This window comes from Pseudomonas sp. GW823-FHT02F05, assembly GCF_058797315.1.
Genome location: NZ_JBXAJM010000015.1, coordinates 117,687 through 143,452, shown reverse-complemented (window position 1 = coordinate 143,452; position 25,766 = coordinate 117,687). Strand labels below are relative to the sequence as shown.

Annotated in this window: 28 protein-coding genes; 23 read left to right on the top strand and 5 right to left on the bottom strand. The window is 60.6% G+C overall.

The genetic code is table 11. From position 1 onward, the window contains the following. Positions 1-14: 14 nt before the first annotated feature. The 16 genes from fabG to AC1RAC_RS18825 all read left to right on the top strand — a co-directional run bounded on the left by fabG (position 15) and on the right by AC1RAC_RS18825 (position 14,772). A complete protein-coding gene (gene fabG / locus AC1RAC_RS18900; protein ID WP_003189275.1) occupies positions 15-758 on the top strand; it encodes a 3-oxoacyl-ACP reductase FabG in 744 nt (247 codons plus the stop codon). Positions 759-949: 191 nt separating this feature from the next. Further along, positions 950-1,186, top strand: a complete 237-nt coding sequence (acpP, locus tag AC1RAC_RS18895) for an acyl carrier protein (protein ID WP_003175607.1) — start codon at positions 950-952, stop codon at positions 1,184-1,186. Between the two features lie 110 nt (positions 1,187-1,296). Next, positions 1,297-2,541 carry a beta-ketoacyl-ACP synthase II gene (fabF, locus tag AC1RAC_RS18890; protein ID WP_034128438.1) on the top strand — a complete coding sequence of 415 codons (1,245 nt, stop codon included), beginning with the start codon at positions 1,297-1,299 and terminating at the stop codon, positions 2,539-2,541. Next, positions 2,541-3,356 (top strand): aminodeoxychorismate lyase, encoded by an 816-nt coding sequence (pabC, locus tag AC1RAC_RS18885; RefSeq protein ID WP_054897934.1) that lies wholly within the window; start codon positions 2,541-2,543, stop codon positions 3,354-3,356. The genes fabF and pabC overlap by 1 nt, the downstream gene beginning before the upstream one ends. A 1-nt stretch (position 3,357) precedes the next feature. Then, complete coding sequence (gene mltG, locus AC1RAC_RS18880) at positions 3,358-4,494, top strand: endolytic transglycosylase MltG (protein ID WP_034128436.1); 1,137 nt, start codon at positions 3,358-3,360, stop codon at positions 4,492-4,494. 19 nt (positions 4,495-4,513) lie between these two features. Continuing rightward, the gene (gene tmk / locus AC1RAC_RS18875) at positions 4,514-5,146 is read left to right on the top strand and encodes a dTMP kinase (RefSeq protein WP_054897935.1); all 633 of its coding nucleotides are present in this window, start codon (positions 4,514-4,516) and stop codon (positions 5,144-5,146) included. Next, positions 5,139-6,128 (top strand): DNA polymerase III subunit delta', encoded by a 990-nt coding sequence (locus tag AC1RAC_RS18870; RefSeq protein ID WP_034128434.1) that lies wholly within the window; start codon positions 5,139-5,141, stop codon positions 6,126-6,128. Before tmk ends, AC1RAC_RS18870 begins: the two co-directional genes overlap by 8 nt. Before the next feature lie 62 nt (positions 6,129-6,190). Then, a complete protein-coding gene (locus AC1RAC_RS18865) occupies positions 6,191-6,976 on the top strand; it encodes a TatD family hydrolase (RefSeq protein WP_034128433.1) in 786 nt (261 codons plus the stop codon). 445 nt (positions 6,977-7,421) lie between these two features. After that, on the top strand, positions 7,422-8,087 hold the full coding sequence (locus AC1RAC_RS18860; protein ID WP_034128432.1) for a TetR/AcrR family transcriptional regulator: 666 nt from the start codon (positions 7,422-7,424) through the stop codon (positions 8,085-8,087). 139 nt (positions 8,088-8,226) lie between these two features. Beyond that, positions 8,227-9,195, top strand: a complete 969-nt coding sequence (locus AC1RAC_RS18855; RefSeq protein ID WP_019817203.1) for a GTP 3',8-cyclase MoaA — start codon at positions 8,227-8,229, stop codon at positions 9,193-9,195. 111 nt (positions 9,196-9,306) lie between these two features. Further along, the gene (locus AC1RAC_RS18850) at positions 9,307-9,912 is read left to right on the top strand and encodes a DUF4823 domain-containing protein (RefSeq protein ID WP_034128431.1); all 606 of its coding nucleotides are present in this window, start codon (positions 9,307-9,309) and stop codon (positions 9,910-9,912) included. 16 nt (positions 9,913-9,928) lie between these two features. After that, positions 9,929-10,489, top strand: a complete 561-nt coding sequence (locus AC1RAC_RS18845) for a DUF1285 domain-containing protein (protein ID WP_197882735.1) — start codon at positions 9,929-9,931, stop codon at positions 10,487-10,489. 70 nt (positions 10,490-10,559) lie between these two features. Further along, entirely contained in the window at positions 10,560-11,273 is a 714-nt protein-coding gene (locus AC1RAC_RS18840) for a GntR family transcriptional regulator (RefSeq protein WP_057976379.1), read from the top strand. Then, complete coding sequence (locus tag AC1RAC_RS18835) at positions 11,270-12,271, top strand: ADP-ribosylglycohydrolase family protein (protein WP_492616886.1); 1,002 nt, start codon at positions 11,270-11,272, stop codon at positions 12,269-12,271. The genes AC1RAC_RS18840 and AC1RAC_RS18835 overlap by 4 nt, the downstream gene beginning before the upstream one ends. A 130-nt stretch (positions 12,272-12,401) precedes the next feature. After that, positions 12,402-13,868 (top strand): purine-cytosine permease family protein, encoded by a 1,467-nt coding sequence (locus tag AC1RAC_RS18830; protein ID WP_054922125.1) that lies wholly within the window; start codon positions 12,402-12,404, stop codon positions 13,866-13,868. After that, the gene (locus AC1RAC_RS18825) at positions 13,861-14,772 is read left to right on the top strand and encodes a PfkB family carbohydrate kinase (protein ID WP_034128426.1); all 912 of its coding nucleotides are present in this window, start codon (positions 13,861-13,863) and stop codon (positions 14,770-14,772) included. Before AC1RAC_RS18830 ends, AC1RAC_RS18825 begins: the two co-directional genes overlap by 8 nt. Before the next feature lie 116 nt (positions 14,773-14,888). Here AC1RAC_RS18825 and AC1RAC_RS18820 read toward each other — a convergent pair whose 3' ends face one another. The 4 genes from AC1RAC_RS18820 to AC1RAC_RS18805 form a co-directional block, all read right to left on the bottom strand. After that, a complete protein-coding gene (locus AC1RAC_RS18820) occupies positions 14,889-15,269 on the bottom strand; it encodes a hypothetical protein (RefSeq protein WP_054897938.1) in 381 nt (126 codons plus the stop codon). A gap of 48 nt (positions 15,270-15,317) precedes the next feature. Beyond that, positions 15,318-15,584: a hypothetical protein gene (locus tag AC1RAC_RS18815; protein ID WP_032895690.1), complete on the bottom strand. Its 267-nt coding sequence runs from the start codon at positions 15,582-15,584 to the stop codon at positions 15,318-15,320. A 51-nt stretch (positions 15,585-15,635) separates the two neighbouring features. Beyond that, positions 15,636-15,974 (bottom strand): hypothetical protein, encoded by a 339-nt coding sequence (locus AC1RAC_RS18810; RefSeq protein WP_034128424.1) that lies wholly within the window; start codon positions 15,972-15,974, stop codon positions 15,636-15,638. Between the two features lie 85 nt (positions 15,975-16,059). Continuing rightward, positions 16,060-17,256, bottom strand: coding sequence for an MFS transporter (locus AC1RAC_RS18805; RefSeq protein WP_197900977.1), 1,197 nt, complete (start codon positions 17,254-17,256; stop codon positions 16,060-16,062). Between the two features lie 188 nt (positions 17,257-17,444). Here AC1RAC_RS18805 and AC1RAC_RS18800 point away from each other — a divergent pair, with 188 nt between their 5' ends. From AC1RAC_RS18800 to AC1RAC_RS18775, 6 genes are all read left to right on the top strand, one after another. Continuing rightward, entirely contained in the window at positions 17,445-17,924 is a 480-nt protein-coding gene (locus AC1RAC_RS18800) for a GNAT family N-acetyltransferase (protein ID WP_034128422.1), read from the top strand. Between the two features lie 268 nt (positions 17,925-18,192). Then, complete coding sequence (locus AC1RAC_RS18795) at positions 18,193-19,014, top strand: SDR family oxidoreductase (RefSeq protein WP_236282289.1); 822 nt, start codon at positions 18,193-18,195, stop codon at positions 19,012-19,014. Positions 19,015-19,046: 32 nt separating this feature from the next. Continuing rightward, a complete protein-coding gene (locus tag AC1RAC_RS18790) occupies positions 19,047-20,027 on the top strand; it encodes a substrate-binding domain-containing protein (RefSeq protein WP_082423423.1) in 981 nt (326 codons plus the stop codon). After that, entirely contained in the window at positions 20,024-21,523 is a 1,500-nt protein-coding gene (araG, locus tag AC1RAC_RS18785) for an L-arabinose ABC transporter ATP-binding protein AraG (protein ID WP_492616885.1), read from the top strand. The genes AC1RAC_RS18790 and araG overlap by 4 nt, the downstream gene beginning before the upstream one ends. A 22-nt stretch (positions 21,524-21,545) precedes the next feature. Beyond that, positions 21,546-22,511, top strand: a complete 966-nt coding sequence (araH, locus tag AC1RAC_RS18780) for an L-arabinose ABC transporter permease AraH (RefSeq protein ID WP_127881155.1) — start codon at positions 21,546-21,548, stop codon at positions 22,509-22,511. Between the two features lie 220 nt (positions 22,512-22,731). Further along, positions 22,732-23,535: an IclR family transcriptional regulator gene (locus AC1RAC_RS18775; RefSeq protein ID WP_034126746.1), complete on the top strand. Its 804-nt coding sequence runs from the start codon at positions 22,732-22,734 to the stop codon at positions 23,533-23,535. Here AC1RAC_RS18775 and AC1RAC_RS18770 read toward each other — a convergent pair whose 3' ends face one another. Beyond that, positions 23,536-24,588 (bottom strand): NAD(P)-dependent alcohol dehydrogenase, encoded by a 1,053-nt coding sequence (locus AC1RAC_RS18770; RefSeq protein WP_054897943.1) that lies wholly within the window; start codon positions 24,586-24,588, stop codon positions 23,536-23,538. 180 nt (positions 24,589-24,768) lie between these two features. Between AC1RAC_RS18770 and AC1RAC_RS18765 the strand changes: the two genes are divergently transcribed. Then, complete coding sequence (locus AC1RAC_RS18765) at positions 24,769-25,662, top strand: AraC family transcriptional regulator (protein WP_054922615.1); 894 nt, start codon at positions 24,769-24,771, stop codon at positions 25,660-25,662. Positions 25,663-25,766 lie beyond the last annotated feature (104 nt).

Genomic DNA, 25,766 nt, shown 5'->3' with positions numbered 1-25,766 from the left:
TAGGAGAAGCCTGCATGAGTCTGCAAGGTAAAGTTGCACTGGTTACCGGCGCAAGCCGTGGCATTGGCCAGGCGATCGCCCTGGAGCTGGGCCGTCAGGGCGCCGTTGTGATCGGCACCGCCACCTCCGCCTCGGGCGCCGAGCGTATCGCCGCGACCCTGAAGGAAAACGGCGTGCAAGGTACCGGTCTTGAACTGAATGTGACCAGCGATGAGTCCGTGGCTGCCGTACTGGCCCAGATCACTGCTCAGTTCGGTGCACCGGCTATCCTGGTGAACAACGCCGGGATCACCCGTGACAACCTGATGATGCGCATGAAAGACGACGAGTGGTACGACGTGGTCGATACCAACCTGAACAGTCTGTTTCGCCTGTCCAAGGGCGTTTTGCGCGGCATGACCAAGGCGCGTTGGGGCCGAATTATCAATATTGGCTCCGTAGTGGGTGCCATGGGCAACGCAGGCCAAGTAAACTACGCCTCTGCCAAGGCCGGCCTGGAAGGTTTCAGCCGCGCACTGGCGCGTGAAGTCGGCTCGCGGTCGATTACGGTCAACTCGGTGGCCCCTGGGTTCATCGACACCGATATGACCCGCGAACTGCCGGAAGCGCAGCGCGAAGCCTTGCTGACGCAGATTCCGCTGGGCCGTCTGGGCCAGGCCCAAGAGATCGCGAATGTGGTCACTTTCCTGGCATCTGACGGTGCGGCATACGTGACTGGGGCTACAATCCCGGTTAACGGCGGGATGTACATGAGTTAAATTGTGACGGATCGCTTCAAAAAAATGTCATACGAGCTGTCTAAAATCCGTTATAAAGCTGCAACTTAATTTATAGGCAGGTGGCCGACCGGGTACAGGGTGAAGCTTTCAGTTGAAAAGCTGAAATGGCTTTCTATACACTTACCCACTGGCCAGCTGCCTGAATTTGTCCATTAGGAGTTAAACAAGGTATGAGCACCATCGAAGAGCGCGTCAAGAAAATCGTCGCCGAGCAACTGGGCGTTAAGGAAGAAGAAGTGGTCAACACTGCTTCCTTCGTAGAAGACCTGGGTGCCGATTCCCTTGACACCGTTGAGCTGGTGATGGCTCTGGAAGAGGAATTCGAGACCGAAATCCCGGACGAAGAAGCTGAAAAAATCACTACTGTTCAAGCTGCCATCGACTACGTTACTAGCCACCAGGCGTAATAGTTTGTAGTCGTCGCTTGCTGTCAGGGAAAAACCGCACTGCTGTAAAGGCGTGCGGTTTTTTCTTTAGCGGCGATGAAAAGTGTCGTCATTAGAAAAAGGAGAGTGCTGTGTCGCGTAGACGCGTCGTAGTCACCGGTATGGGTATGTTGTCGCCACTGGGTACGGATGTGCCGAGCAGTTGGCAGGGCATTCTGGCTGGCCGCAGTGGTATTGGTCTGATCGAACACACGGACCTTTCTGCCTATTCCACCCGTTTTGGCGGCTCGGTAAAGGGCTTCAATGTCGAGGAATATCTCTCGATCAAAGAATCCCGCAAGCTCGACCTGTTCATTCAGTACGGCCTGGCTGCCGGGTTTCAGGCTGTGCGTAACGCCGGCCTGGAAGTCACCGACGCCAACCGTGACCGCATCGGCGTGGCCATGGGTTCAGGTATTGGCGGTCTGACCAATATCGAAGAAACCAGCCGCACCTTGCATGAGACTGGCCCACGTCGAATTTCACCGTTCTTCGTACCGGGCTCGATCATCAATATGATTTCCGGCTTCCTGTCCATTCATCTGGGTGCACAGGGACCGAACTACGCAATCGCCACGGCGTGTACCACAGGTACCCACTGCATTGGCATGGCGGCACGCAACATTGCCTACGACGAAGCCGACGTGATGATCGCCGGCGGCGCCGAAATGGCCGCGTGCGGCCTGGGCATGGGCGGCTTCGGCGCGTCCCGTGCGCTGTCGACCCGCAACGACGAGCCGACCCGTGCCAGCCGTCCGTGGGACAAGGGCCGTGACGGCTTTGTGCTCTCCGACGGTGCCGGTGCGCTGGTGCTCGAAGAGCTGGAGCACGCCAAGGCGCGTGGTGCCACTATCTACGCCGAATTGATCGGGTTTGGCATGAGCGGCGACGCTTACCACATGACTTCACCGCCGTCCGACGGAGCGGGTGCTGCGCGTTGCATCACCAATGCCTTGCGCGATGCGAAGGTCAACCCCAACCAGGTGCAGTACATCAACGCCCATGGCACTTCGACCCCGACCGGCGACCTGGCGGAAGCAGAGGCCATCAAGTCGGTGTTCGGCGAGCACGCCTATAAGCTGGCGGTCAGCTCCACCAAGTCCATGACCGGCCACCTGTTGGGTGCGGCGGGCGCGGTCGAGGCGATCTTCAGTGTGATGGCAATCAGGGATCAGGTCGCTCCGCCGACTATCAACCTTGATGAGCCGGACGAAGGCTGCGACCTGAACTTCGTGCCCCACGAAGCGCAGCCCATGCCGATCGACGTGGCGATTTCCAACTCGTTCGGTTTCGGTGGCACCAACGGTTCCCTGGTGTTCCGCCGGTTCGCCGAGTGATGCACAGCTGGGTCGACGGTCAGCCAGCGGACAGCGTGCCCCTGAAAGATCGCGGCCTGGCCTATGGCGATGGGGTGTTCGAGACCATCGCCGTCAAGGCCGGGCAGCCGTTGCTGCTCGACCGTCACCTGCAACGCCTGGAAGAGGGTTGCAGGCGTTTGGCATTGGTGGTGGATCACGGGTTGATTCGCCACGAAGTGCTGAGCTTCGCCGCCGCCCTTGGCGACGGTATTCTCAAATTGATCCTCACCCGTGGCGACAGCTTGCGCGGTTACGGCATCAACCCTGGCGCCCCTGTGCGCCGCATCTTGCAGGGCAGCGCGCCCGCTGTTTACCCGCCCACCCATGAAGTCGAAGGCGTGCGCCTGTTCGCGTGTGCCACGCGCTTGGCGCAGCAGCCGTTGCTGGCCGGTATCAAGCACCTCAATCGCCTGGAGCAGGTGATCGCGCGTGCCGAATGGCAAGATACCGAACATGCCGAAGGCCTGATGCTGGATATATCTGGCCGGGTGATCGAAGGCATATTCAGCAATCTTTTCCTGGTGAGCAACGGCTTGTTACTAACCGCTGATCTGAGCCGTTGTGGCGTTGCGGGCGTGATGCGCGCCGAAGTTCTGGCCCAGGCACAAGCGCTGGGCGTCCCGGTGGCCGTGGCCGACATCAGTTTGGAGCAGTTGCAACAGGCCGATGAAGTCTTCGTCTGCAACAGCGTTTATGGCATTTGGCCGGTGCGAGGCTGCGCTGCGATGAGCTGGCCGGTTGGGCCGCTCACCCGTAAACTGCAGGGCATTGTTCGCGCGCTATTGGATATTTGAGTTGATACGAAAACTGGTGTTACTGCTGCAGATCAGCCTGATCTCGGCGGCTTTGCTCGTGGGCTTTTCTGCCTGGAAACTCGACTCTGCCCTCAAGCAGCCCCTGAAGCTGCCTCAGGAGCAGTTGCTCGATGTACCTGCTGGCGCTACGCCGACGGGCACCTTCAATCGTCTGGAAGCCGACGGCGTGCTCGACGATGCATTCTGGTTGCGTCTGTACTGGCGCTTCAACCTCGAAGGCCAGCCACTGCACAGCGGCGAGTACCGCATGAGCCCGGGCCTTACCGCCGAGGGTTTGATCGGCCTGTGGCAGCGCGGCGAAGTGGTGCAGTACAGCCTGACCTTGGTGGAGGGCTGGAATTTCCGTCAGGTGCGCACCGCCCTGGCCAAGCATGAAAAGATCGTGCAGACCCTCGCGGGCCTGACTGACAGCGAAGTGATGGATAAGCTTGGCCACCCAGGTGTGTTTCCTGAAGGGCGGTTCTTCCCCGACACCTACCGTTTTGTCCGCGGCATGACTGATGTCGAGTTCCTGAAAAAAGCTTACAACCGCCTGGACGATGTACTCGCCCAGGAGTGGAGCAAGCGTGCCGCCGACGCGCCCTACACCGACCCTTACCAAGCACTGATCATGGCGTCGCTCGTGGAAAAGGAGACCGGGGTGCCTCAGGAGCGCGGGCAGATTGCCGGTGTTTTTGTGCGTCGCCTGAAGATCGGCATGTTGCTGCAGACCGACCCCACCGTGATCTACGGCTTGGGTGAGCGCTACAACGGTAAATTGACCCGCACCCACCTCAAGGAAGCCAACCCCTACAACACCTACATGGTTGCTGGCCTGCCGCCCACGCCCATCGCGATGGTCGGTCGCGAGGCGATCCATGCAGCACTGAACCCGGTACCGGGCAGCAGCCTGTATTTCGTCGCCCGTGGCGATGGTAGCCATATATTCTCGGATAACCTGGATGCGCATAATGCCGCCGTGCGTGAGTTCCAACTCAAGCGCCGTGCCGATTACCGTTCCAGCCCGGCACCGGTGGTGAAACCGCCTGAAGATTCGGCACCTTCCAGTGATGCGCCTACCCCCGACGCTCCGATCGAGCCCGCGCCGGACACGACCGCGCCGCAAAGCCCGCAATGACTCTGACTAAGGACTGCCTGTGACTGGCTTGTTTATTACCCTGGAAGGCCCGGAAGGCGCCGGCAAAAGCACTAACCGTGACTACCTGGCCGAGCGCCTGCGTGCGCAGGGCATCGAGGTGGTGCTGACCCGTGAGCCGGGTGGTACGCCGTTGGCCGAGCGCATTCGCGACGTCCTGCTGACCCCGGGTGACGAGCCGATGAATCCGGACACCGAGTTGCTCCTGGTGTTTGCCGCCCGTGCCCAGCACCTGGCCGAAGTGATTCGCCCGGCCCTGGCGCGGGGTGCCGTGGTGATCTGCGACCGGTTTACCGATTCCACCTACGCCTACCAGGGTGGGGGCCGGGGGTTGTCCATGGAGCGCATCACCACCCTGGAAACCTTCGTGCAAGGCGATCTGCGCCCCGACCTGACCCTGTTGTTCGACCTGCCGGTGGAAGTGGGCATGGCCCGCGCCAGTGCGCGAGGTCGTCTGGATCGCTTCGAGTTGGAAGGCCAGGCCTTCTTTGATGCAGTGCGCAGCGCTTTCCTGCAGCGCGCCAAGGCTGAGCCCACACGTTATTACCTATTGGACGCCGCCCAGCCGCTGAGTCAGGTGCAACAGGCTATCGACGCGCTGCTGCCCACCCTGTTGGAGCGTAGCCGTGGCTGAGTCCTACCCGTGGCAGGACGGCCTCTGGCAGCAACTGGCAGGGCGCGCCCAGCACGCCCACGCCTATCTGCTGCATGGGCCGGTGGGCATCGGTAAACGCCACCTCGCCGAACGCCTGATGGGCAGCCTGTTGTGCCAACGCCCGGTCAATCTGGAGGCATGTGGCGAGTGCAAGTCCTGCCTGTTGCTCAAGGCTGGCAGTCACCCGGACAACTATGTGCTGGAGCCCGAGGAAGCGGACAAGGCCATCAAGGTCGACCAAGTGCGCGACTTGGTGAGCTTCGTGGTGCAGACCGCGCAGATGGGCGGGCGCAAAGTGGTGCTGATTGAACCGGTTGAGGCGATGAACATCAACGCGGCCAACGCCTTGCTCAAAAGCCTTGAAGAGCCGTCCGGCGATACCGTGCTGTTGCTGGTGAGCCACCAGTCCAGCCGCTTGTTGCCGACCATTCGCAGCCGTTGCGTGCAGCAGGCTTGCCCGTTGCCCAGCGAAGCCATGAGCCTGCAATGGCTGGCGCAGGCGTTGCCGGAATGCAGCGCAGAAGAACGAGGCGAGTTGCTGACCCTGGCGGCTGGCTCGCCTTTGGCGGCAGTGAAGCTGCAGGCTCAGGGCGTGCGCGAACAGCGTGCACTGGTCGTGGATGGCGTGAAGAAACTGCTCAAGCAGGAATTGTCCGCCACGCAACTGGCCGAAAGCGCCTGGAAGGATATTCCGCTGTTGCTGTTGTTCGACTGGTTCTGCGACTGGTCCAGCCTGATCCTGCGCTACCAGCTCACCCAGGATGAGAACGGCCTGGGCTTGGCGGATATGCGCAAGGTCGTGCAATACCTGGCGCAAAAAAGTGCCCAGGACAAAGTGCTGAACATCCAGGACTGGATCCTCGCCCAGCGCCAGAAAGTCCTCGGCAAGGCCAACCTCAACCGCGTGCTGTTGCTCGAGGCGTTGCTGGTGCAGTGGGTCGGCCTGCTCGGGCGCCGTTAAATTCCGTGGCTGACGGGTGTATCGTTGGCCCTACCTCTTTTGTGACTTAAGCTCAGATTCCTATGCTCGTAGATTCCCATTGCCACCTTGATCGCCTCGACCTTGCCCAGCACGGCGGTTCCCTCGACGTCGCCCTTGAAGCTGCCCGCCAGCGTGGGGTAGGGCACTTCCTGTGCATTGGCGTCAGCGCCGACAACGCCGCCGACGTCAAAGCCCTGGCTGATCGCTACGCCGACGTCGATTGCTCGGTGGGCATTCACCCGCTTGACCTCAAGCCAGGCGAAGCGCCGGCTCTGGACTGGCTACTGGGCGAACTCAACCATCCGCGAGTGGTGGCCATTGGCGAAACCGGCCTGGACTATCACTACGAGCCTGAAGCTGCCGAGTTGCAGCAGGCCTCGTTCCGCCTGCACCTGCAAGCCGCCCAGCAGACGGGCAAGCCGGTGATCGTGCACACCCGAGGCGCCCGTGCCGATACCCTGGCTTTGCTGCGTGAAGCCGCGTTGTCGCAGGCTGGCGTGTTGCACTGCTTTACCGAAGACTGGGATATGGCCAAGGCGGCCCTGGACCTGGGGTTCTATATTTCCCTGTCGGGCATCGTCACTTTCCGCAATGCCGACGCGCTGCGCGATGTGGCCCGCCAGGTGCCCGCCGACCGCCTGCTGGTGGAAACCGACTCTCCGTACCTGGCGCCCATCCCCCATCGCGGCAAACCGAACTTGCCCGAATATGTACGTGACGTGGCTGATTACCTGGCGATGCTGCGCGGTGAGTCGTACGAGCGCTTTGCCGAGCAGACTACCGAGAACTTCAAGCGCCTGTTCCCGCTGGCCCACGTGGCCGGTTAGGGCGGTCGAATCCCAGGCAAAAAAAACCCGGGTTCTGGGGGGTGAATCCGGGCTAAGACCATTAGGAGTAAAACAAGGGCACGCAGTCCGTCGGTACCCAGGTCGACGCGTCACTTGGGGGAGATGTCGCGCCGACAGTTGAAGTATTGACCACTATCCCATTCAGTCCAGTCGTGATTGATCGTTTTTTAAACAGATTTGGAATACGCGGCCTTCGCTTGAGTTCTCATTGCGCTGATGGGCAGGTTCAGGTGTTGCGTATTATTTCTGACTGATAACGGCGAAATCGTTGGTGCATTGAAAGTTATGTGCCTGACGGGTTCACATAGACATTGCCCAACGACCGTTCAGTCGGGATAATCCCTCGCACCGGGTAAATCGTATCGCCACGTATCCATGGCCCTGCGCAACCCTCCCTATTTCCGACCTTTGCAGACTCTTCCTCATGCACAAAGAACCCCGTAAGGTCCGTGAATTTCGCCGCCGTGAGCAGGAAATTCTCGACACCGCGCTCAAGCTGTTCCTCGAACAAGGTGAAGACAGCGTCACCGTCGAGATGATTGCGGATGCCGTGGGTATCGGCAAAGGCACGATCTACAAACACTTCAAGTCCAAGGCCGAAATCTACCTGCGCCTGATGCTCGACTACGAGCGCGATTTGAACGAGTTGCTGCACTCGGCGGATGTCGACAAAGACAAGGAAGCCCTGTCCCGCGCTTACTTCGAGTTCCGCATGCGTGACCCACAGCGCTACCGCCTGTTCGACCGCCTGGAAGAGAAGGTGGTCAAAGGTCACCAAGTGCCGGAGATGGTCGAGGAGCTGCACAAGATCCGCGCCTCGAACTTCGAACGCCTGACCCTGTTGATCAAGGGCCGTATCAGCGAAGGCAAGCTTGAAGACGTGCCACCGTATTTCCACTACTGCGCCGCCTGGGCCTTGGTGCATGGCGCTGTGGCGCTGTACCACTCGCCGTTCTGGAGCAATGTGCTGGAAGACCAGGAAGGTTTCTTCCAATTCCTGATGGACATCGGCGTGCGCATGGGCAACAAGCGCAAGCACAGCCCGGAACTGCCGGGCGCCGAGAAGAGCGGCGACACCCCTGCCACGTAAGTCATTCGCCACAGTGATGGCGCAACGATTTACTGCCAGGCGCAGTAACCCAGGAATATACTCAGGCAAGGACCTTGCTAAAAGCTGAGTTATGAGTCAGCTTTTAGCGCGCCCGAATTATCCTCTGCCGGAGTGATCCATGATCGTTGATCGTCAAGGCAGGCGTTTTCGCAATTTGCGGATCAGCCTGACTTCAGCCTGCAATTATGCGTGTACCTATTGCGTGCCTGACGGCAAGCGGCTGGTGGCTGCCCAGGATGAACTGTCGGCCGAGGCCATGGCCCGAGGCGTGGCTTACCTGATCGAAGCGGCGGGTATCGAGCGCTTGCGCATTACCGGCGGTGAGCCGTTGGTCAGCCCCAAGTTGGAAGCCTTCATGGGGGCGGTAGGGCAGATGGGCCTGAGCGACATCAGCCTGACCACCAACGGCCAACTGCTGGCGCGTAAACTGCCGTTGCTGGTGGCAGCCGGTATTCGGCGCATCAATGTCTCCCTCGACACGCTGGATGCCGACGCTTTCCGCAGCATCGCCCGTGGCGGCGACCTGGCCACCGTGCTCGATGGCATGGACCAGGCCAGTGCTGCCGGAATCAAGATCAAGGTCAACATGGTGCCGTTGCGCGGCCAGAACCTGGACCAGGTGATGCCGCTGCTCGATTACTGCCTGGCGCGTGGCTACGAGCTGCGCTTTATCGAACTGATGCGCATGGGGCACCTGGCCAAAGACTCCAACGCGTTCCTGCAACAGTTTGTCAGCTTGCAACAGCTGCTCAGCTTGATCGGCGAGCAACATGAATACCTGCAAGCCAACGCACCCGTCGATGCGACGGCGGTACGCTACGAAGTGCCGGGCAAAGGCTTCTTCGGTGTGATCGCCAACGAGAGCGTACCGTTCTGCCGCACCTGTTCGCGGTTGCGGTTGTCCTCTACTGGTTGGCTGCATGGCTGCCTGTCGTCCAGCAATCGCCATTATGTCGGTGACTTGCTCGATCAGCCACGCCATCAAGCGTTGCCAGCGTTGCAGGGCTTGTTGATGAAAGCCTTGGCCGACAAGCAGGAAGTGGCGTTCTCCGGCGGTGCCACGATCATGAAGATCATTGGTGGCTAAGGTAGATATTGCGGGTTCACACATTTGATTTGTGGCGCAGCTGACTGGCGCGGATTCTGCATCCCACGCCCCATTCGCCGGTTTCCTGTCACCGGCCTCTGGAGGATTAGGATGCGTAGTCTGGTTTTGCTGCTGGCGTCATTGGCCCTGGGTGGTTGCATGACCGTCAGTGATATGGCCGAAGGCACCCGCTATCAGATGAGCGATGCCGGACTGCTCGATCACAGCGATACGCGCCGTACTGCCTCGGTGCGCATACAGCCGGACTCCTTTGTGTTTATCGCCCAGGGCGCCTTCGTGCCGCCGGGCAGCGCCTACCCGCGGCCCAATGTGGTGGCCGAGGAAGCCTTCAATGGCTTCGTTGAATATTTCCCTATGGTGCGTCGCGCCCGCCAGCCCGAAGGTCTTGAACAGGCCATGGCCGAAGCCCGTGCCGTCGGTGCTCACTACCTGCTGTATTGCCGTTTTGCGGCAGCCGATGACCGTATCGGCAACGCCGACGAGTGGACCGACCAGCAAGCCCTGGACCGCCTTGGCCTGGACAGCGGGGTGATCCAAGTCATGTTGATCGAGACCAGCACCCAGTATTTGATTGATACTGCACGTATTCGCAGTCGTGGCGGTTTACTGACGTTCCACGACACATCGCCACAAGATTTGATCGCTCGCCCCCTGGCGCAATATGCCCGCGGTTTGCTGGGTATGAGTGATCAGTAAGACAGAGGAGCCCGCCATGACCGATTCCGCCAAGGCCAATGATTTATTGGCCCAACTGCCCAAGGGCAAGGGGCCGGCACCGGTGCATCTGTGGAACCCGGATTTCTGCGGCAACATCGACATGCGCATCGCCCGCGATGGCACCTGGTTCTACCAGGGCACACCTATCGGGCGAAAGCCGATGGTCAAGTTGTTCTCCAACATCATCCGCCGCGATGGCGATGATTATTTTCTGGTGACGCCCGTGGAGAAGGTCGGCATCCGCGTTGATGATGCGCCGTTTGTCGCAGTGACCCTGCAAGTGCAAGGGCAGGGCGAAAGCCAGGTGTTGTGCTTTACCACCAACGTCGACGAACAGGTCGAGGCAGGCCTCGAACACCCGCTGCGGGTGGTCACCGACCCCATCACCCAGGAACCCGCCCCCTATGTGCGCGTTCGCACCAACCTCGAAGCCCTCGTGCATCGCAACGTTTTTTACCAGTTGGTGGAGCTGGCGGTGAGCCGTCCGATCAACGGTCAGAATTGGCTTGGCGTCTGGAGCAGCGGGGAGTTTTTCCCCATCGGCCTGGAGCCCTGAGGCGGTTTTTGTCTTCAGCCTGAAATAATCCTCTTGCGGTAAACGCGCGCTTTCGGTTATCAATTTGTACATGATTAGACATGTTCGATTTGATAAGAAAAAACGCGTCGTCGATGAACTCATCCGCCGTATCGAAGGTGGAGTCATGGCCGACGGCTTTCTATTGCCGGGCGAGCACCAACTGGCCGAGGAGTTTGCGGTCAGCCGGGGCACGCTGCGCGAGGCGCTGGCCGAGCTCAAGCGTCGCAACTACATCGCCACCCAGAGCGGCGTCGGTTCGATTGTCACCTTTGACGGCATGGTGTTGGACCAACGCAGCGGTTGGGCCCAGGCCTTGGCCGATACGGGCGCCCAAGTAAGCACCGACGTCCTGCGTTTCGAAGCCGTGACGCGCCCGGATCTGTTCAGCCGTTTCGGCACCGACCAGTTCATTACCCTCGACCGCCTCCGGCGCACGGCTGACGGTACAGCGGTGTCGCTGGAACGCTCGTTGATGCCGGCCGTTGGCGATCTGGAAAACCTGCCCCACATTGGGCTGATCGATAATTCCCTGACCATCACCCTGGCCGCCTACGGCTACGTCGGGGCCGACGGCGACCAGTGGATCGGTGCTGAACCCCTGAGCGATGAAGACGCCGAATTACTCGGGCGCCCCAGCGGTACGGTATTTCTCAAGGCGTCACGCACCACCTATGATCGTCGCGAGCGTTTCATGGAGCATGTCGAAAGCCTGCTTGACCCGTTGCACTTTCGCCTGCACCTGCAGTTTGGAGCGTCGAAATGACCCGAAAAAATCGCGCACTTGGCGCCTTTTATGGCCTGGCCCTGGGCGATGCCTTGGGCATGCCCACCCAATCCTTGAGCCGCGAGCAGGTACAAAAGCGCTTCGGTGCTATCACCGCCTTGGAAGACGCCGACGCGGACCAGCCCATTGCGCCCAATATGCCTGCCGGTTCCATCACCGATGACACCGAACAAGCCATCCTGGTTGCCGAGTTACTGGTGCAAGGCCAGGGCCAGATCGAGCCCGCCGTGCTTGCCCAGCGCCTGATCGACTGGGAAGCGGGGATGCGTGCCAAGGGTTCTCAGGACTTGCTCGGGCCGTCCACCAAACGCGCGATCGACATGATCCTCGCCGGTCATACTCCGGAGGAATCCGGGCGCTACGGCACCACCAATGGCGCGGCCATGCGCATAACCCCGGTGGGCATCGCCGCCGATGTCAGCGACCCGGCGCGGTTTATCCAGGCGGTGATCCAGGCGTGCCAGGTCACCCATAACACCAGCCTGGGTATTTCCAGCGCTGCGGCCGTGGCGGCGGTGGTCTCGGCAGGCATCAATGGCGTGGACCTGGGGGAAGCCCTGAATATCGGGACCCAGATTGCCCGACAGGCCGAAAGCCATGGTCACTGGATCGCGGGCGGACGCATTTCTACCCGCATCAGTTGGGCTCGCACCCTGAGCGTCGGCAGCGGCGACAAAGCGTTGTTTGCCGACCTGCTTTACGAGTTGATTGGTACTTCGGTGGCTTCTCAGGAATCGGTGGTGGTCTCGTTTGCCTTGGCCCAGCAAGTGGCGTCGGGTGATATGAACGCCTTCGAAGCCCTGTGCCTGGCGGCCAGCCTGGGCGGCGACACCGACACCATTGCCGCGATCCTCGGCGCCATGCTGGGGGCGTGCCTGGGTATGCAGTGCTGGCCTGAGGCGTTGGTTGAACAGGTCAAGCGGGTCAATGGCCTGGACTTGCAGCCGCTGGCCCAAGGGTTATTGGCCTTGCGATAAACACGGAACCAAATGTGGGAACTGGCAAGCCAGCTCCCACATTCAAAAGCGTTGGGTCAGGAAGACTGGATAAAGATTCGACTCGCTGCCACAACCACAACAACAATACAGGCATCAGGAGCCCCCCTTAATGAGCAGCCCCTCTTCCGGCCAAACCGCCGGGCAACTGGAAACACGCGGCATTGAGCCGGTCCCGGAAGGCGAGTGCAACGGTCATCCGCTGCAACTGTTCTGGGTGTGGTTCGCGGCCAATATCAGCATCCTCGGTTTGCCCCTTGGTGCAACGCTGGTGGCGTTTCGTGGCCTGGCCATCTGGCAGGCGATCATCGTCGCGATTCTTGGCGCCGCGGGCTCCTTTGCCGTAGTGGGCATCATCTCCATCGCCGGTCGCCGTGGTCGTGCGCCCAGCTTGACCTTGTCCCGCGCCATTTTCGGTGTGCGCGGCAATATCGGCCCGACATTGGTGTCGCTGATGTCCCGCCTGGGTTGGGAAACCGTCAACACCACCACCGCAGCCTTCGTATTGTTGTCGTTGAGCTCCATCCTGTTCGGCTCGGCAGTGGAGGCCAAGAGCGCGCCGGTGCTCACCCTGATCTTCATTGCCATCTTCGTGCTGTTGACCCTGGCCGTATCGGGCCTGGGCCACGCCACGTTGCTGGTGATCCAGAAGTGGGCCACCTACGTATTCGGCGGCCTGAACATTCTGGTGGGCGGCTTTCTGTGTGCCACCATCGACTGGAGCGCGGTGTTCAACGCCACCCCGGCGCCGTTGAGCGCGATGATCATTGGCGTAGGCACCATGGCTGCCGGTACCGGTATCGGTTGGGCCAACGCCGGTGCAGACATGTCGCGTTACCAGCACCGCAGCGTCAAGGCCGTGCGCCTGGTGGCCTCCGCCGCGTTTGGTGCAGGTATCCCGCTGGTGCTACTGATCACCCTGGGTGGCCTGTTGTCGGTGGGTAACAATGACCTGGCATCGGCCACCGACCCCATCATCGCGATCCGCGACATGCTGCCGACCTGGATGGCCGTGCCGTACCTGATCACCGCGTTCGGCGGCCTGTTGCTGTCGAACAACCTGTCGGTGTACTCGGCCGGCCTCACTACCCTGACCCTGGGCTTGAAGGTCAAGCGCGTGCATGCAGTGATCGTCGATATCGTGGCGATTTTTGCCGGCTCCATCTATTTCATGCTGATCGCCGATAGCTTCTATGGCCCGTTCATTACCTTCATTTCGCTGCTGGCGGTGCCGATCACGGCGTGGGTTGGGATTTTCGTGGTCGACCTGATTCACCGTCATTACTACAGCCCCACCGACCTGCTGGACGTCAGCCCCAACAGTGCCTACTGGTATCGCGGCGGCGTGGAGTGGCGTGCATTTGGCGCCTGGGCCGTGGCCATTGTGCTGGGGTTCAGCTTCACCACCATCGGCACCACCGCCGAAAACATTTGGTTTGCCGGGCCGCTGTCCGACTCCTGGCTTGGCCACAACGGGCTGGGCTGGATCGTGACCTTCGTGGTGGCTGGCGGAATATATGCAGTCTTGGGCGGGGCCTCTGACCGTCGTCCGGGTTTAGCAGAGAGCGCCAATGTCTAGATTGCTGCACACCGGCCAGGTCATTGTCGACCTGGTCATGGGCCTCGACACCCTGCCGGCAAGCGGCGGTGACGTGCTGGCCAACTCCGCCAGTTTCCAAGTCGGTGGCGGTTTCAACGTAATGGCTGCGGCACGGCGCAATGGGTTGCCGGTGGTTTACCTGGGCCGCCATGGCGATGGGCGCTTTGGCGAGCTGGCGCGTGCCGCGATGCAGGCCGAAGGTGTTGAAATGGCCTTGGCGGCCAGCGCTGGCAAAGATACCGGGTTGTGCGTGTCGCTGACTGAAGCGAGCACCGAACGCACCTTCATCTCCCATCTCGGCGCCGAGGGTGAGCTGAGTGCCGACGACTTGGCTCAGATCGTCCCGCGTATCGATGATTATGTGTACGTCAGTGGCTACAGCTTGCTGCTTGAAGGTAAGGCGCAGCCGTTGCTTGACTGGCTGCTGGCGCTTCCGCGAGAGATCGTGGTGGTATTCGACCCGGGCCCGCTGGTCAAGGCGCCGGACTCGGCGTTGATGCGTGCCTTGTTGCCGCGTATCGACATCTGGACCAGCAATGGCCCTGAAGCCCTCGCGTTTACCGGGGCGGCGGATATGAGTCAGGCGCTGCCCATGCTGAATCAGCACTTGCAGGCACTGCTGGTTGTGCGTGATGGACCAAATGGTTGCTGGGTAGGGCGCGGGGTAGAGACTGAGCATGTACCTGGCTTCAAGGTGCAGGCGGTAGACAGCAATGGTGCGGGGGATGCGCATGCAGGGGTATTTATCGCCGGGTTGGCGCAGGGCTTGAAACCCGTTGAGGCGGCGCGTCGAGCGAACGCAGCGGCGGCGTTGGCGGTGACGCGTTGGGGGCCGGCCACTTCACCTGGCGTCACCGAAGTCGACGCATTGCTGGCTGAATAAATACGCACAACCCTAGGGGAGCGGGCTTGCTCGCGAAGGAGGTGTATCAGTTAAAGCATGTGCTGACTGACACACCTCATTCGCGAGCAAGCCCGCTCCCACAACGGGTTCTGCGTTTAACCTGCTTTTTTCAGCGCTTGAACCAACTCATCTTTGCGCATGGTTGAGCGCCCAGGAATATCCTTGGCCCTCGCCTCTTTCATCAAACTTTCCTTAGTCTGCGTACCCAGCGAAGCCCCACTGCTGCGCGGGTGGCCTTCACGGCTGGCAGCGGCACGCTTGGCCGATTCCTGCCGGTCCTGGGTTTTCTTGGCCGGTGCTTTGCGCCTGCCTGATCCGCCGGCTTTTTCACCACCGCCGGACTGTTTGTTGACGGTCGCCCAGGCGCGGGCTTCGGCTTCGTCCTTGGGCAACCCCTTATGCTCATAACTGTCTTCGATATGAGCGGCCTTGCGTTTCTGTTCGTCGGTGTATTTGGCTTTGCTTCCACGAGGCATCGCTAAAACTCCCTCTGGCCCCAGTCGCGGGGCCAGGCCAGAAATGGATTACTGAGTACTTTGAGCGTCGAGCTTGCGCGCCTCATCCACACCAGAAGCGGTGAGCTTGATCGGCAGGTTCAACGCGTATTCGCCGGCGTCGTCGGTGGTCACATGCCCATCCTTGATCAGCCCGCGGTCCTGCAGGAACGCCAAGACACTGGCGACCTCTTTTTCACCGCGGTAATTGTCCAGCACCTCCTTGCCCAAGCCTTGCGGATGGGCGTGCAGCAGGCGGGTGAGGACTTCTTTTTCAAGGTTTCTATCGACGTTCATGCGTACCTCTTCACTGGGAAATGGTCGGGTGTTGGTCGTACCAAGGGTGCATCAAGGCGCTGGTTGTTTCTGCGCGCCGGGGATGTTCGAGTCGTCGCCCTTGTTGATCTTCGGCTCATTGTTGCTCGTGCCAGGGCCCATCTTGCCGTTGCCTACGGCAGGCGGTGCCTGGCGCTGGGTGTCGTTGCCTTTGGTGCGTGGGTCGGCGCTGTTGTCGATGATCGCGCCACCGTTGGTATCCAGGCCGGTGCCCATGGATTTTTGCGACTCGGTAGTGGCGTCCGGCGTTGGATCGGTGGGGCCAGTGGTCGAGCTAGCCGCAAAGGCGCTCAAGGACGCGGCAGACAACAGGCCGGTGAGGGCGAGGGCAGCAAATTTGGAATTTTTCATCAGGGTGTCTCCATATGATTAATGTCCTTACCCTGTATTGGTCTGCCCGCGTTTGCCGATCGTGCCGGGATGGCGACGAACGGTATCAGCTCACATGTATCACTTTATGTGCCGATAGTCGGCGCGCTACCAAGCGCGCCACTGTGATCGTCCAGTTGAGTGCGGCGATCACCAGTACGCTCAGCATCATTGTCGCAAGGCCGAAGTCGACGATGATCTTGCCTGCGAGCCAGGGAAACCCGAAGACGCCGATAAAGTACGCCAGGCTGAACAGCAATAACGCCTGGGAAGTGGTACCGCTGGGCGCTTCGTTGGCCACCAGGCCGTTAATCACCGAATACGTCAGGCCATACCCGATCCCTAGCGTGGCGGCGGCGAGCACATAACTGAGGTTGCCGCTGACACCAAACGCGAACAGCGTGATCGCGCCGAGCATCACCCCGGATAATACGCAGGCAGCCTGGTACGCATCGCGCTTGACCACGAAACCGGCGATCAGCAGGCGACTGATAATTGCCGCTGTCAGGAAACCCGCGAAGAACAGCGAATAGTCCAGCTTATGGGCAACGGCATAGCTGGTCTGGAACGAAGATAGCCCCCCGAATACGCAGCCACCCAGGCCAACCATCAGGATGGCGAACGCCGCCTTGGAAGACAGTACGCGGCGGCTTGCAGCCCAGGAAATCCTGGATGTCGGTACATTCGCGTGCTGTCGCAACCGAGAGCCCATGCGCCAGAACATCACCACCCCGGCGAGGCTGGCGAGCCCGGCAATATAAAACGCCGTTGTCAGGGGCAGGTCCAGCGCAGTGGCGGCGCGTCCCAGCAAAGGGCCGGAACCTATGCCGCTCAACATACTGCCCGAGAGCAAGGCGAAATATTTGGCCCGCTGGCGGGGTTCCACCAGCAGCGTCACGATGATCGGACCCAAGGTATAGAACACGCCCCAGCCCAAGCCAAGGGACAATCCAAACAGCATCAAGCCCTGGCCAAACCCTGGCGTCAGGGCAAACCCCAGGCAGGCCACCACTAACAATAGGCCGGTGCTCGCAATCGCTCGCGCCGCGCCCATCGCATCGGCCAGATGCCCGGAAAGCACCACCGCTACGAAGGTGCTGAGCATTGCCGTGGCAATGACACTGCCCGCGTCGTGTTCATTACCGCCACGGGCATGGATCAGCAGTGACAACAAAAAGGTCGAGCCGTAAGACAGTGACAGCAGGAAACTGGCGAGGCAGAACAGCGCGAATGTCTTCGTGCCCACTGGTGGCGTGGCGTGCATGAGCAGGTCTCTGATCGTTGGATTTATGCCCATTGTTTACCATGGGCGTCCCCAGGCTTTGTTCTGTTGTTGCTGATGCTTGCTTCACCCCGCGCCGGAGTGAAACGTGCTGATTGGCATCAATTGCACTGCAAACGGCCATCAAACCGTCTTAGTATGTGGCCTTTGAATTTGCCCAAGGCTCGCCCATGACCATCGAGATTCGCCCCGCCGTGCCCAGCGATGCTGCGCAGATCCTGACCTTTATCACTGAACTTGCCGAGTACGAGAAAGCCCGGCATGAAGTGATCGCCAGCGTGGTGGATATCGAACGCAGCCTGTTCAGCGAAGGCGCCACGGCCCATGGCCTTATCTGCTTGCGCGACGGCTTGCCGATTGGCTTTGCGGTGTTCTTTTTCAGTTACTCGACGTGGCTGGGCAGTAACTGCCTGTACCTGGAAGATCTGTACATCAACCCGGAACAACGCGGCGGCGGGGCCGGCAAGAAGTTGCTGCGCCACTTGGCCAAGATCGCCTGTGACAACGGTTGCGGGCGCTTTGAATGGAGCGTGCTGGACTGGAACGAGCCAGCGATTGCCTTCTACAAATCCATAGGCGCCCAGCCTCAGGAAGAATGGGTGCGTTATCGCATGGAAGGCGATGCCCTGCGCGACTTTGCCCAAGGCTGAAGCCTCGTTTATGTAAACACTAAAACCAGAATGTGAGCTTTCCTGTGGCGAGCAAGCTTGCTTGCGCTGGGGTGCGAAGCGCCCCCCAAAAGCGGGAGTCTGCTGCGCAGACAGCGGGAGCAAGCTCCCTCGCCACAGCTAACCCGCTCGAACATTTTTTTATTTTTCTCAATATATGGGATCTTAATTTATATATTGAGATATTTCAGGCGATGGGTTTATAGTCGCCAGCATCAGCACTCACTACAAAAAATAAAAAGGTGAAGCGATGCAGGCGCAACCGTTGTCCCTACCCGCCGTGCCCGAGCCGACTTATGGCGAGCGGCTGAAGAACAAGGTGGTGATCGTCACCGGCGCCGCCCAAGGCATTGGCGAAGCCATCGTTACCTGTTTCCAGGCCCAGCAGGCGCGGTTGATCATTGCGGATATCCAGGGCGACAAAGTCGAGAAAATCGCCGCTCATTGGCGCGAACACGGTGCGCAGGTTTACGCCCAACCGGTTGATATTACTTCCAAGGATCAATGGCAGGCACTGGTCAACCTGGCCATCGAGCGCTTTGGCCGCGTGGATGTGCTGGTCAACTGTGCCGGGGTCAACGTGTTCCGTGACCCGCTGGAGATGAGCGAAGAGGACTGGCGCCGCTGTTTCGCCATCGACCTCGACGGTGCCTGGTACGGCTGCCGCTCGGTGTTGCCGCACATGATCGAGCAGGGCATCGGCAGCATCATCAATATCGCGTCCACCCATTCCAGCCACATCATTCCCGGTTGCTTTCCTTACCCTGTGGCCAAGCACGGCCTGCTCGGCCTTACCCGGGCCCTGGGCATCGAGTACGCGCCCAAGGGCATCCGCGTGAATGCCATCGCCCCCGGCTATATCGAAACCCAGCTCAACGTCGATTACTGGAACGGTTTCCCTGACCCTCACGCCGAACGCCAGCGTGCGTTCGACCTGCACCCGCCCAAACGCATTGGCCAGCCCATCGAAGTGGCCATGACAGCACTGTTCCTGGCGACCGACGAGGCGCCCTTTATCAACGCCACTTGCCTGATGATCGATGGCGGGCGGTCTGTGATGTACCACGACTAAAGCGTTTTCCAATAACAAGAAGGAGGTGGTCCATGTTCAAGCAAACACTCGGTGCCGTGGCACTGGCAATGGCGTTCTGCGGCTGGGTATCGGCTGAAGAAGTGAAGATCGGTTTCCTGGTCAAGCAGGCCGAGGAACCCTGGTTTCAAACGGAGTGGGCATTCGCGGAAAAAGCCGGCAAAGAGCATGGTTTTACTGTGATCAAGATCGCCGTGCCCGATGGCGAAAAGACCTTGTCGGCCATCGACAGCCTGGCCGCGAATGGCGCCAAGGGTTTTGTGATCTGCCCGCCGGACGTGTCCCTGGGCCCGGCCATCGTTGCCAAGGCCAAGGTCAACGGTTTGAAAGTGATGGCCGTGGATGACCGCTTTGTCGATGCCAAGGGCAACTTCATGGAAGACGTGCCATACCTGGGAATGGCCGCGTTTGAAGTGGGCCAGAAGCAGGGCGCCGCCATGGCCGCCGAAGCGAAAAAACGCGGTTGGGACTGGAAGGACACCTATGCGGTGATCAATACCTTCAACGAACTCGACACCGGTAAGAAGCGTACAGACGGCTCGATCAAATCCCTCGAGGAGGCCGGTATTCCCAAGGACCACATCCTCACCGCTGCGCTGAAAACCCTCGACGTCCCCGGCAGCATGGACGCCACCAACTCGGCCTTGGTCAAGCTGCCGAACGGGGCGAAGAACCTGATCATCGGCGGCATGAACGACAACACCGTGCTCGGCGGCGTGCGCGCCACCGAAAGTGCCGGCTTCAAGGCCGCCAACGTCATCGGCATCGGCATCAATGGCACCGACGCCATTGGCGAATTGAAGAAAGCCGACAGCGGTTTCTTCGGCTCCATGCTGCCCAGCCCGCATATCGAGGGCTATAACACCGCGCTGGCGATGTACGAGTGGGTCACCACCGGCAAGGAACCGGCCAAATACACCGCCATGGACGAAGTGACCTTGATCACCCGCGCCAATTTCCAGGAAGAACTGACCAAGATCGGCCTGTGGAAATGAGCGGCGCGGCCCTGCGTTTCAATGGCATCGGCAAGGAGTTTCCCGGTGTGAAAGCCCTGGCGCAGATCAGCTTTGAAGCGCGGCCGCATTCGGTGCACGCGCTGATGGGCGAGAACGGCGCAGGCAAGTCGACCCTGCTGAAAATCCTCGGCGGCGCCTACATTCCGTCCAGCGGTACGGTGCAGATCGGCGCGCAGACCATGGCCTTCAAATGCGCCGCCGACAGCATCGCCAGCGGTGTGGCGGTGATTCACCAGGAGCTGCATCTGGTGCCGGAAATGAGCGTGGCCGAGAACCTGTTCCTCGGGCATTTGCCCACGCGCTTTGGCGTGGTCAACCGGAGCCTGCTGCGCAAGCAGGCCCTGGCCTGCCTCAAGGGCCTGGCCGATGAAATCGACCCCGACGAAAAACTCGGGCGCCTGTCCCTGGGCCAGCGCCAACTGGTAGAAATCGCCAAGGCGCTGTCCCGTGGCGCCCATGTGATCGCCTTTGACGAGCCGACCAGTAGCCTCTCGGCGCGGGAAATCGACCGCTTGATGGCGATCATCACGCGCCTGCGCGAGGAGGGCAAAGTGGTGCTCTACGTGTCGCACCGTATGGAAGAAGTGTTCCGTATCTGCGACGCAGTGACGGTGTTCAAGGACGGTCGCTACGTGCGCACGTTCGAGGACATGAACACGCTGACCCACGATCAGATGGTGACCTGCATGGTCGGTCGCGATATCCAGGATATTTACGATTACCGACCGCGTGAGCAGGGCGAAGTGGCGCTCAAGGTAGACGGCTTGCTCGGTCCTGGCCTGCGTGAACCGATCAGCTTTGAGGTGCGCAAGGGCGAGATCCTGGGCCTGTTCGGGCTGGTGGGCGCGGGGCGTACCGAGCTGTTTCGCCTGCTCAGTGGGTTGGAGCGCGCCAGTGCCGGCAGCCTGGAACTGTGCGGGCAAGCGCTGCAACTGCGCTCACCCCGGGACGCCATCTCCGCCGGGGTATTGCTGTGTCCGGAAGACCGCAAAAAGGAAGGCATCATTCCGCTGTCCAGCGTGGCGGAAAATATCAACATCAGCGCCCGTAGTGCCCATGCCTCGTTCGGCTGGTTGCTGCGCGACGGCTGGGAGAGGGACAACGCCGAGCGGCAGATCCAGGCCATGAAGGTCAAGACGCCCAGTGCCGAGCAGAAAATCCTGTACCTGTCCGGTGGCAACCAACAGAAAGCCATCCTTGGCCGCTGGTTGTCGATGCCGATGAAGGTCCTGCTGCTGGACGAGCCCACCCGGGGTATCGACATCGGCGCCAAGTCGGAGATCTACCAGATCATCCATAACCTGGCGGCCAGTGGCATTGCGGTGATCGTGGTGTCCAGCGACCTGATGGAGGTGATGGGCATCTCCGACCGCATCCTGGTGATGAGTGAAGGCGCCCTGACCGGTGAGTTGCCCCGCGCCCAAGCGGATGAAGCGCGCCTGCTGCAACTGGCGCTGCCACAGTCGCGGGCTTGAACAAGAACAAGAGGGTTTGGCTATGTCTGAGGTAAAAACTGCAAAGGGTTTCTGGCCGGGTTTCAATCAGCGCAAATTTCTCGATGACTGGGTGATGCTGCTGGCGGCACTGGGCATTTTTGTGCTCAGCGCGGTATTCATCGATAACTTCCTGTCACCGCTGAACATGCGCGGTCTGGGCCTGGCGATTTCGACCGTCGGTATTGCTGCGTGCACCATGTTGTTCTGCCTGGCCTCAGGGCACTTCGACTTGTCGGTAGGCTCGGTGATAGCCTGCGCCGGGGTGGTGGCGGGCATCGTGATGCGTGACACCGACAGCGTGGTACTCGGCGTGTCGGCGGCCTTGGCCATGGGCCTGGTGGTAGGGCTGATCAACGGCATTGTGATCGCCAAGCTGCGCATCAATGCGTTGATTGCCACCCTGGCGACCATGCAGATCGTACGTGGCCTGGCCTACATCTTCTCCAGCGGCAAGGCGGTGGGGGTGATGAACGAAGGGTTCTTCGTGTTCGGCAACGGCCAGCTGCTGGGCGTGCCGGTGCCGATCATCATCACCGTCCTGTGCTTTGTGTTCTTTGGCTGGCTGCTCAATTACACCACCTATGGGCGCAACACCATGGCCATTGGCGGCAACCAGGAAGCGGCGTTGCTCGCCGGGGTCAATGTCGATCGCACCAAGATCATCATCTTTGCCGTGCACGGTTTGATCGGCGCCTTGGCCGGGGTGATCCTCGCGTCACGCATGACCTCGGGCCAGCCGATGATTGGCCAGGGTTTCGAGCTGACGGTGATTTCGGCGTGCGTGCTGGGCGGGGTGTCACTGAGCGGCGGCATCGGCATGATCCGCCATGTGATTGCCGGGGTGTTGATTCTGGCGATCATCGAGAATGCGATGAACCTGAAGAACATCGATACCTTCTACCAATATGTGATTCGTGGCTCGATCCTGTTGCTGGCGGTGATAATCGACCGCATGAAACAACGCTAATGGTCGCCCTCTGAAGATCAAACTGTGGGAGCTGGCTTGCTGTGGCGAGCAAGCTTGCTTGCGCTGGGGTGCGAAGCGCCCCCAAAAGCCGGCTCCAGCTGCGCTGTCGAACGGGAGCAAGCTCCCTCGCCACAGCAAGCCAGCTCCCACCTTGGATCTCCTGTGTTCAAGAGGGCGGTATTTGCCATAATGCCCCCGCTTTCATACTTATAGGCCCGATATGCAGGAAAACGCCCACACCCCCGTCAAAGACGCCGCCCCCACCGGCACCCAGACCCTGTTGCGCGGCCTGGGCGTGGTGCAAGCGGTGGCGGCTGGTGCGCGGGATCTCAAGGAGATCGCCCGGCGCATCGGCACCACGCGCAGCACAACGCACCGCCTGGCCAGTTGCCTGGTGGACGAGCGTTACCTGCGCGTGGTGCCCCAGGTCGGTTATCTGCTGGGGCCCAAGCTGATCGAGTTGGGGTTCCAGGCCCGTGAAGAGTTGCCCTTGGTGAACCTGGCGGTGCCCTACCTGGATGAGTTGTCGGCGCTGACCGGCGATACCATTCACCTGGCGATTCGTGAGTACGACGAGGTGCTTTACCTGCACAAGAACCCCGGCCGCAATGGGCCGGAAATGCGCTCGCGGGTCGGCCATCGCATGCCGCTGGCGCGCACCGGTATCGGCAAGGCGTTGATGCTGGACGATTCGCCGCAGGAGTGGCAGCGCTTGTATGAGGCGAGCTTGCCGGCGGTGGGCAAGAGCCTGCAATGGCCGCAGCACCCGGAGCAATCCTGGGCGCAGTTCGAACAGCGCATGCATGAGTATGTCGAGGGTGGCTACGCGTTTGACCTCGAAGACAACGAGCCTTCGATCCGCTGCGTGGCCGCACCGGTGCGCGATGCCAGCGGGCGCATTGTCGCCGGCATCAGCATTGCCAGTACGGTGCCCTACATGCCGCTGGAGAAAATGGCCGAACTGATCCCTGTGATCAAACAGGTCGCAGCCCGGCTGTCAGCGGAGTTGGGCGCCAAGGCCTGATCAGGCTTTCAGGCTCGCCATGTCGATGACAAAGCGGTACTTCACATCACCGGCAATCATGCGCGCATAAGCTTCGTTGATCTGGCGAATGTCGAGCATCTCGATGTCGCAGGTAATGCCATGCTCGGCGCAGAAATCCAGGACTTCCTGGGTTTCGGCAATGCCGCCGATCAGCGAGCCGGCCAAGACTTTACGACCCAGCACCAGCTTGGCAGCGTTGACGGGTGGGTCCACCGGCTCGATCAGGCCGACCAGGATATGCACGCCGTCAAAGCGCAGCACATCGAGGTAGGGGTTCAGGTCGTGCTGCACCGGGATGGTGTCCAGCAGGAAATCGAAGTGCCCGGCAGCAGCTTTCATTTGCTCGGCATCAGTGGACACGATCACATGGTCGGCGCCCTGGCGACGGCCTTCCTCGGCCTTGCTGGCCGAGCGCGTGAACAACGTGACTTCGGCGCCCATGGCTTTGGCGAATTTGATGCCCATGTGGCCCAGGCCACCCATGCCGAGGATCCCGACTTTATCGCCGGCTTTCACGCCGTAGTGCTTGAGGGGCGAGTAGGTGGTGATGCCTGCGCACAGGATCGGCGCAGCGCTGGCCAGGTCGAGCTTGGCCGGGATCTTCACCACGAAATGCTCGCTGACCACGATGCTGTCGGAGTAGCCGCCCATGGTGTTGCTGCCATCCACGCGGTCCGGCGTGGCATAGGTCATGGTCGGGCCTTCGAGGCAGTATTGCTCAAGGTCTGATTGGCAGGCTTCGCAGTGACGGCACGAGTCGACCATACAGCCTACGCCCACCAGGTCACCGACTTTATGCGCAGTGACGTTGGCGCCGACGGCGGTGACTTTGCCGACAATTTCGTGGCCCGGCATCAGCGGGTACACGGCGATGCCCCATTCGTTGCGAGCCTGGTGGATATCGGAGTGGCACACGCCGCAGTAAAGGATCTCGATGGCCACGTCATCGACGCGCGGGCTGCGGCGTTCAAATGACATCGGGGCGAGGGGCGTGGTGGCCGACTGGGCGGCGTAACCGATGGCGGTGTACATAGTAAACCTCACAAAAGCTTGGACTGCAGAGGCGGCAAATTCTGCGCGCCGGCCCCTGGCGCGAACATGGCAATTGCTCCGAGTCTCATGCCTATTCGTCCGGCAGTGCCTGAGGTTTGGATATATTGGCCGCCAGACCTGCGATGATGCTGTCATCCCTCATCCGCGAAGTTTTTTGCCATGCTGTTGACCCGCCATTTGGACGCCAATGCCACGCTGGTTGCCTTGATCGAAGGGCTCACGCCCCGCGACGGTTTTTCCCCGACTCACCTGCCCGGCGTGCAGGTGCTGCGCGCCAGTTGCGATGTGGCGCGTGGGCCGCAGATCTATGAGCCAAGCCTGATGTTCGTGGCCCAGGGCAGCAAGGTCGCCTACCTCGGCCCGCGCACGTTGGAGTATGGCGCCGGGCATTACCTGATCCAGGCGATGCCAGTGCCGTTCGAATGCGAGACCTTTGCCATGGCCCCCGAGGCGCCGTTGTATGGCGTGACGGTAGGCATCGACCGCGTGGTGTTGGGCGAGTTGGTGATTGCCATGGGCATGCAAGCCGGGCCGCCGCCGACCGCGCAGACCTTGGAGTCGATGAGTTCGGTGGTGCTGGACGATACGATGCGCGGCTGCGTCGAGCGGTTGTTGCAGTGCCTGCACGATCCGCTGGAAAGCCGGATCATGGGGCCTGCGCGGGTGCGCGAATTGTTGTTCACCGCCTTGCGTGGGCCTCAGGCCGATGTGCTGCGTGCGCTGGTGGAACAACAGGGGCAGTTTTCGCGCATCGCCACCTCATTGAATCACCTGCATGCCCATTACGCCGAGCCGCTGAATATCGAGACGTTGGCCGGGTATGCGCACATGAGTGCGTCGACCTTTCATGAGCATTTCAAACGCTGCACCTTGTTATCGCCGGTGCAGTACCTCAAGCGCCTGCGGCTATTGAAGGCCCAGCAGTTGCTGCTGGTGGAAGGCATGAGCGTGGCGCAGGCGGCGCACAAAGTGGGGTATCAAAGTACGTCGCAGTTCAGTCGGGAGTACAAACGTTACTTCCTGCGCAACCCAGGCGAAGAGCGGGCCGCCTGACACCACGAGGTTATTGTGGGAGCTGGCTTGCCTGCGATAACGGTGGGTCAGCCATACATTTGGCACCTGAAGACCGCCATCGCAGGCAAGCCAGCTCCCACATA

Excerpts from the sequence above, each read along its gene's own strand:
- araG (WP_492616885.1), top strand. The coding sequence starts at position 20,024 with ATGAGCGGCGCGGCCCTGCGTTTCAATGGCATCGGCAAGGAGTTTCCC.
- AC1RAC_RS18790 (WP_082423423.1), top strand. The coding sequence starts at position 19,047 with ATGTTCAAGCAAACACTCGGTGCCGTGGCACTGGCAATGGCGTTCTGC.
- AC1RAC_RS18855 (WP_019817203.1), top strand. The coding sequence starts at position 8,227 with ATGATCGTTGATCGTCAAGGCAGGCGTTTTCGCAATTTGCGGATCAGC.
- fabG (WP_003189275.1), top strand. The coding sequence starts at position 15 with ATGAGTCTGCAAGGTAAAGTTGCACTGGTTACCGGCGCAAGCCGTGGC.
- AC1RAC_RS18830 (WP_054922125.1), top strand. The coding sequence starts at position 12,402 with ATGAGCAGCCCCTCTTCCGGCCAAACCGCCGGGCAACTGGAAACACGC.
- AC1RAC_RS18800 (WP_034128422.1), top strand. The coding sequence starts at position 17,445 with ATGACCATCGAGATTCGCCCCGCCGTGCCCAGCGATGCTGCGCAGATC.
- AC1RAC_RS18775 (WP_034126746.1), top strand. The coding sequence starts at position 22,732 with ATGCAGGAAAACGCCCACACCCCCGTCAAAGACGCCGCCCCCACCGGC.
- AC1RAC_RS18810 (WP_034128424.1), bottom strand. The coding sequence starts at position 15,974 with ATGAAAAATTCCAAATTTGCTGCCCTCGCCCTCACCGGCCTGTTGTCT.
- AC1RAC_RS18815 (WP_032895690.1), bottom strand. The coding sequence starts at position 15,584 with ATGAACGTCGATAGAAACCTTGAAAAAGAAGTCCTCACCCGCCTGCTG.
- AC1RAC_RS18865 (WP_034128433.1), top strand. The coding sequence starts at position 6,191 with ATGCTCGTAGATTCCCATTGCCACCTTGATCGCCTCGACCTTGCCCAG.
- AC1RAC_RS18765 (WP_054922615.1), top strand. The coding sequence starts at position 24,769 with ATGCTGTTGACCCGCCATTTGGACGCCAATGCCACGCTGGTTGCCTTG.
- AC1RAC_RS18820 (WP_054897938.1), bottom strand. The coding sequence starts at position 15,269 with ATGCCTCGTGGAAGCAAAGCCAAATACACCGACGAACAGAAACGCAAG.
- AC1RAC_RS18845 (WP_197882735.1), top strand. The coding sequence starts at position 9,929 with ATGACCGATTCCGCCAAGGCCAATGATTTATTGGCCCAACTGCCCAAG.
- AC1RAC_RS18840 (WP_057976379.1), top strand. The coding sequence starts at position 10,560 with ATGATTAGACATGTTCGATTTGATAAGAAAAAACGCGTCGTCGATGAA.
- pabC (WP_054897934.1), top strand. The coding sequence starts at position 2,541 with ATGCACAGCTGGGTCGACGGTCAGCCAGCGGACAGCGTGCCCCTGAAA.
- AC1RAC_RS18860 (WP_034128432.1), top strand. The coding sequence starts at position 7,422 with ATGCACAAAGAACCCCGTAAGGTCCGTGAATTTCGCCGCCGTGAGCAG.
- acpP (WP_003175607.1), top strand. The coding sequence starts at position 950 with ATGAGCACCATCGAAGAGCGCGTCAAGAAAATCGTCGCCGAGCAACTG.
- araH (WP_127881155.1), top strand. The coding sequence starts at position 21,546 with ATGTCTGAGGTAAAAACTGCAAAGGGTTTCTGGCCGGGTTTCAATCAG.
- AC1RAC_RS18770 (WP_054897943.1), bottom strand. The coding sequence starts at position 24,588 with ATGTACACCGCCATCGGTTACGCCGCCCAGTCGGCCACCACGCCCCTC.
- AC1RAC_RS18850 (WP_034128431.1), top strand. The coding sequence starts at position 9,307 with ATGCGTAGTCTGGTTTTGCTGCTGGCGTCATTGGCCCTGGGTGGTTGC.
- AC1RAC_RS18805 (WP_197900977.1), bottom strand. The coding sequence starts at position 17,256 with ATGCACGCCACGCCACCAGTGGGCACGAAGACATTCGCGCTGTTCTGC.
- AC1RAC_RS18795 (WP_236282289.1), top strand. The coding sequence starts at position 18,193 with ATGCAGGCGCAACCGTTGTCCCTACCCGCCGTGCCCGAGCCGACTTAT.
- AC1RAC_RS18825 (WP_034128426.1), top strand. The coding sequence starts at position 13,861 with ATGTCTAGATTGCTGCACACCGGCCAGGTCATTGTCGACCTGGTCATG.
- AC1RAC_RS18835 (WP_492616886.1), top strand. The coding sequence starts at position 11,270 with ATGACCCGAAAAAATCGCGCACTTGGCGCCTTTTATGGCCTGGCCCTG.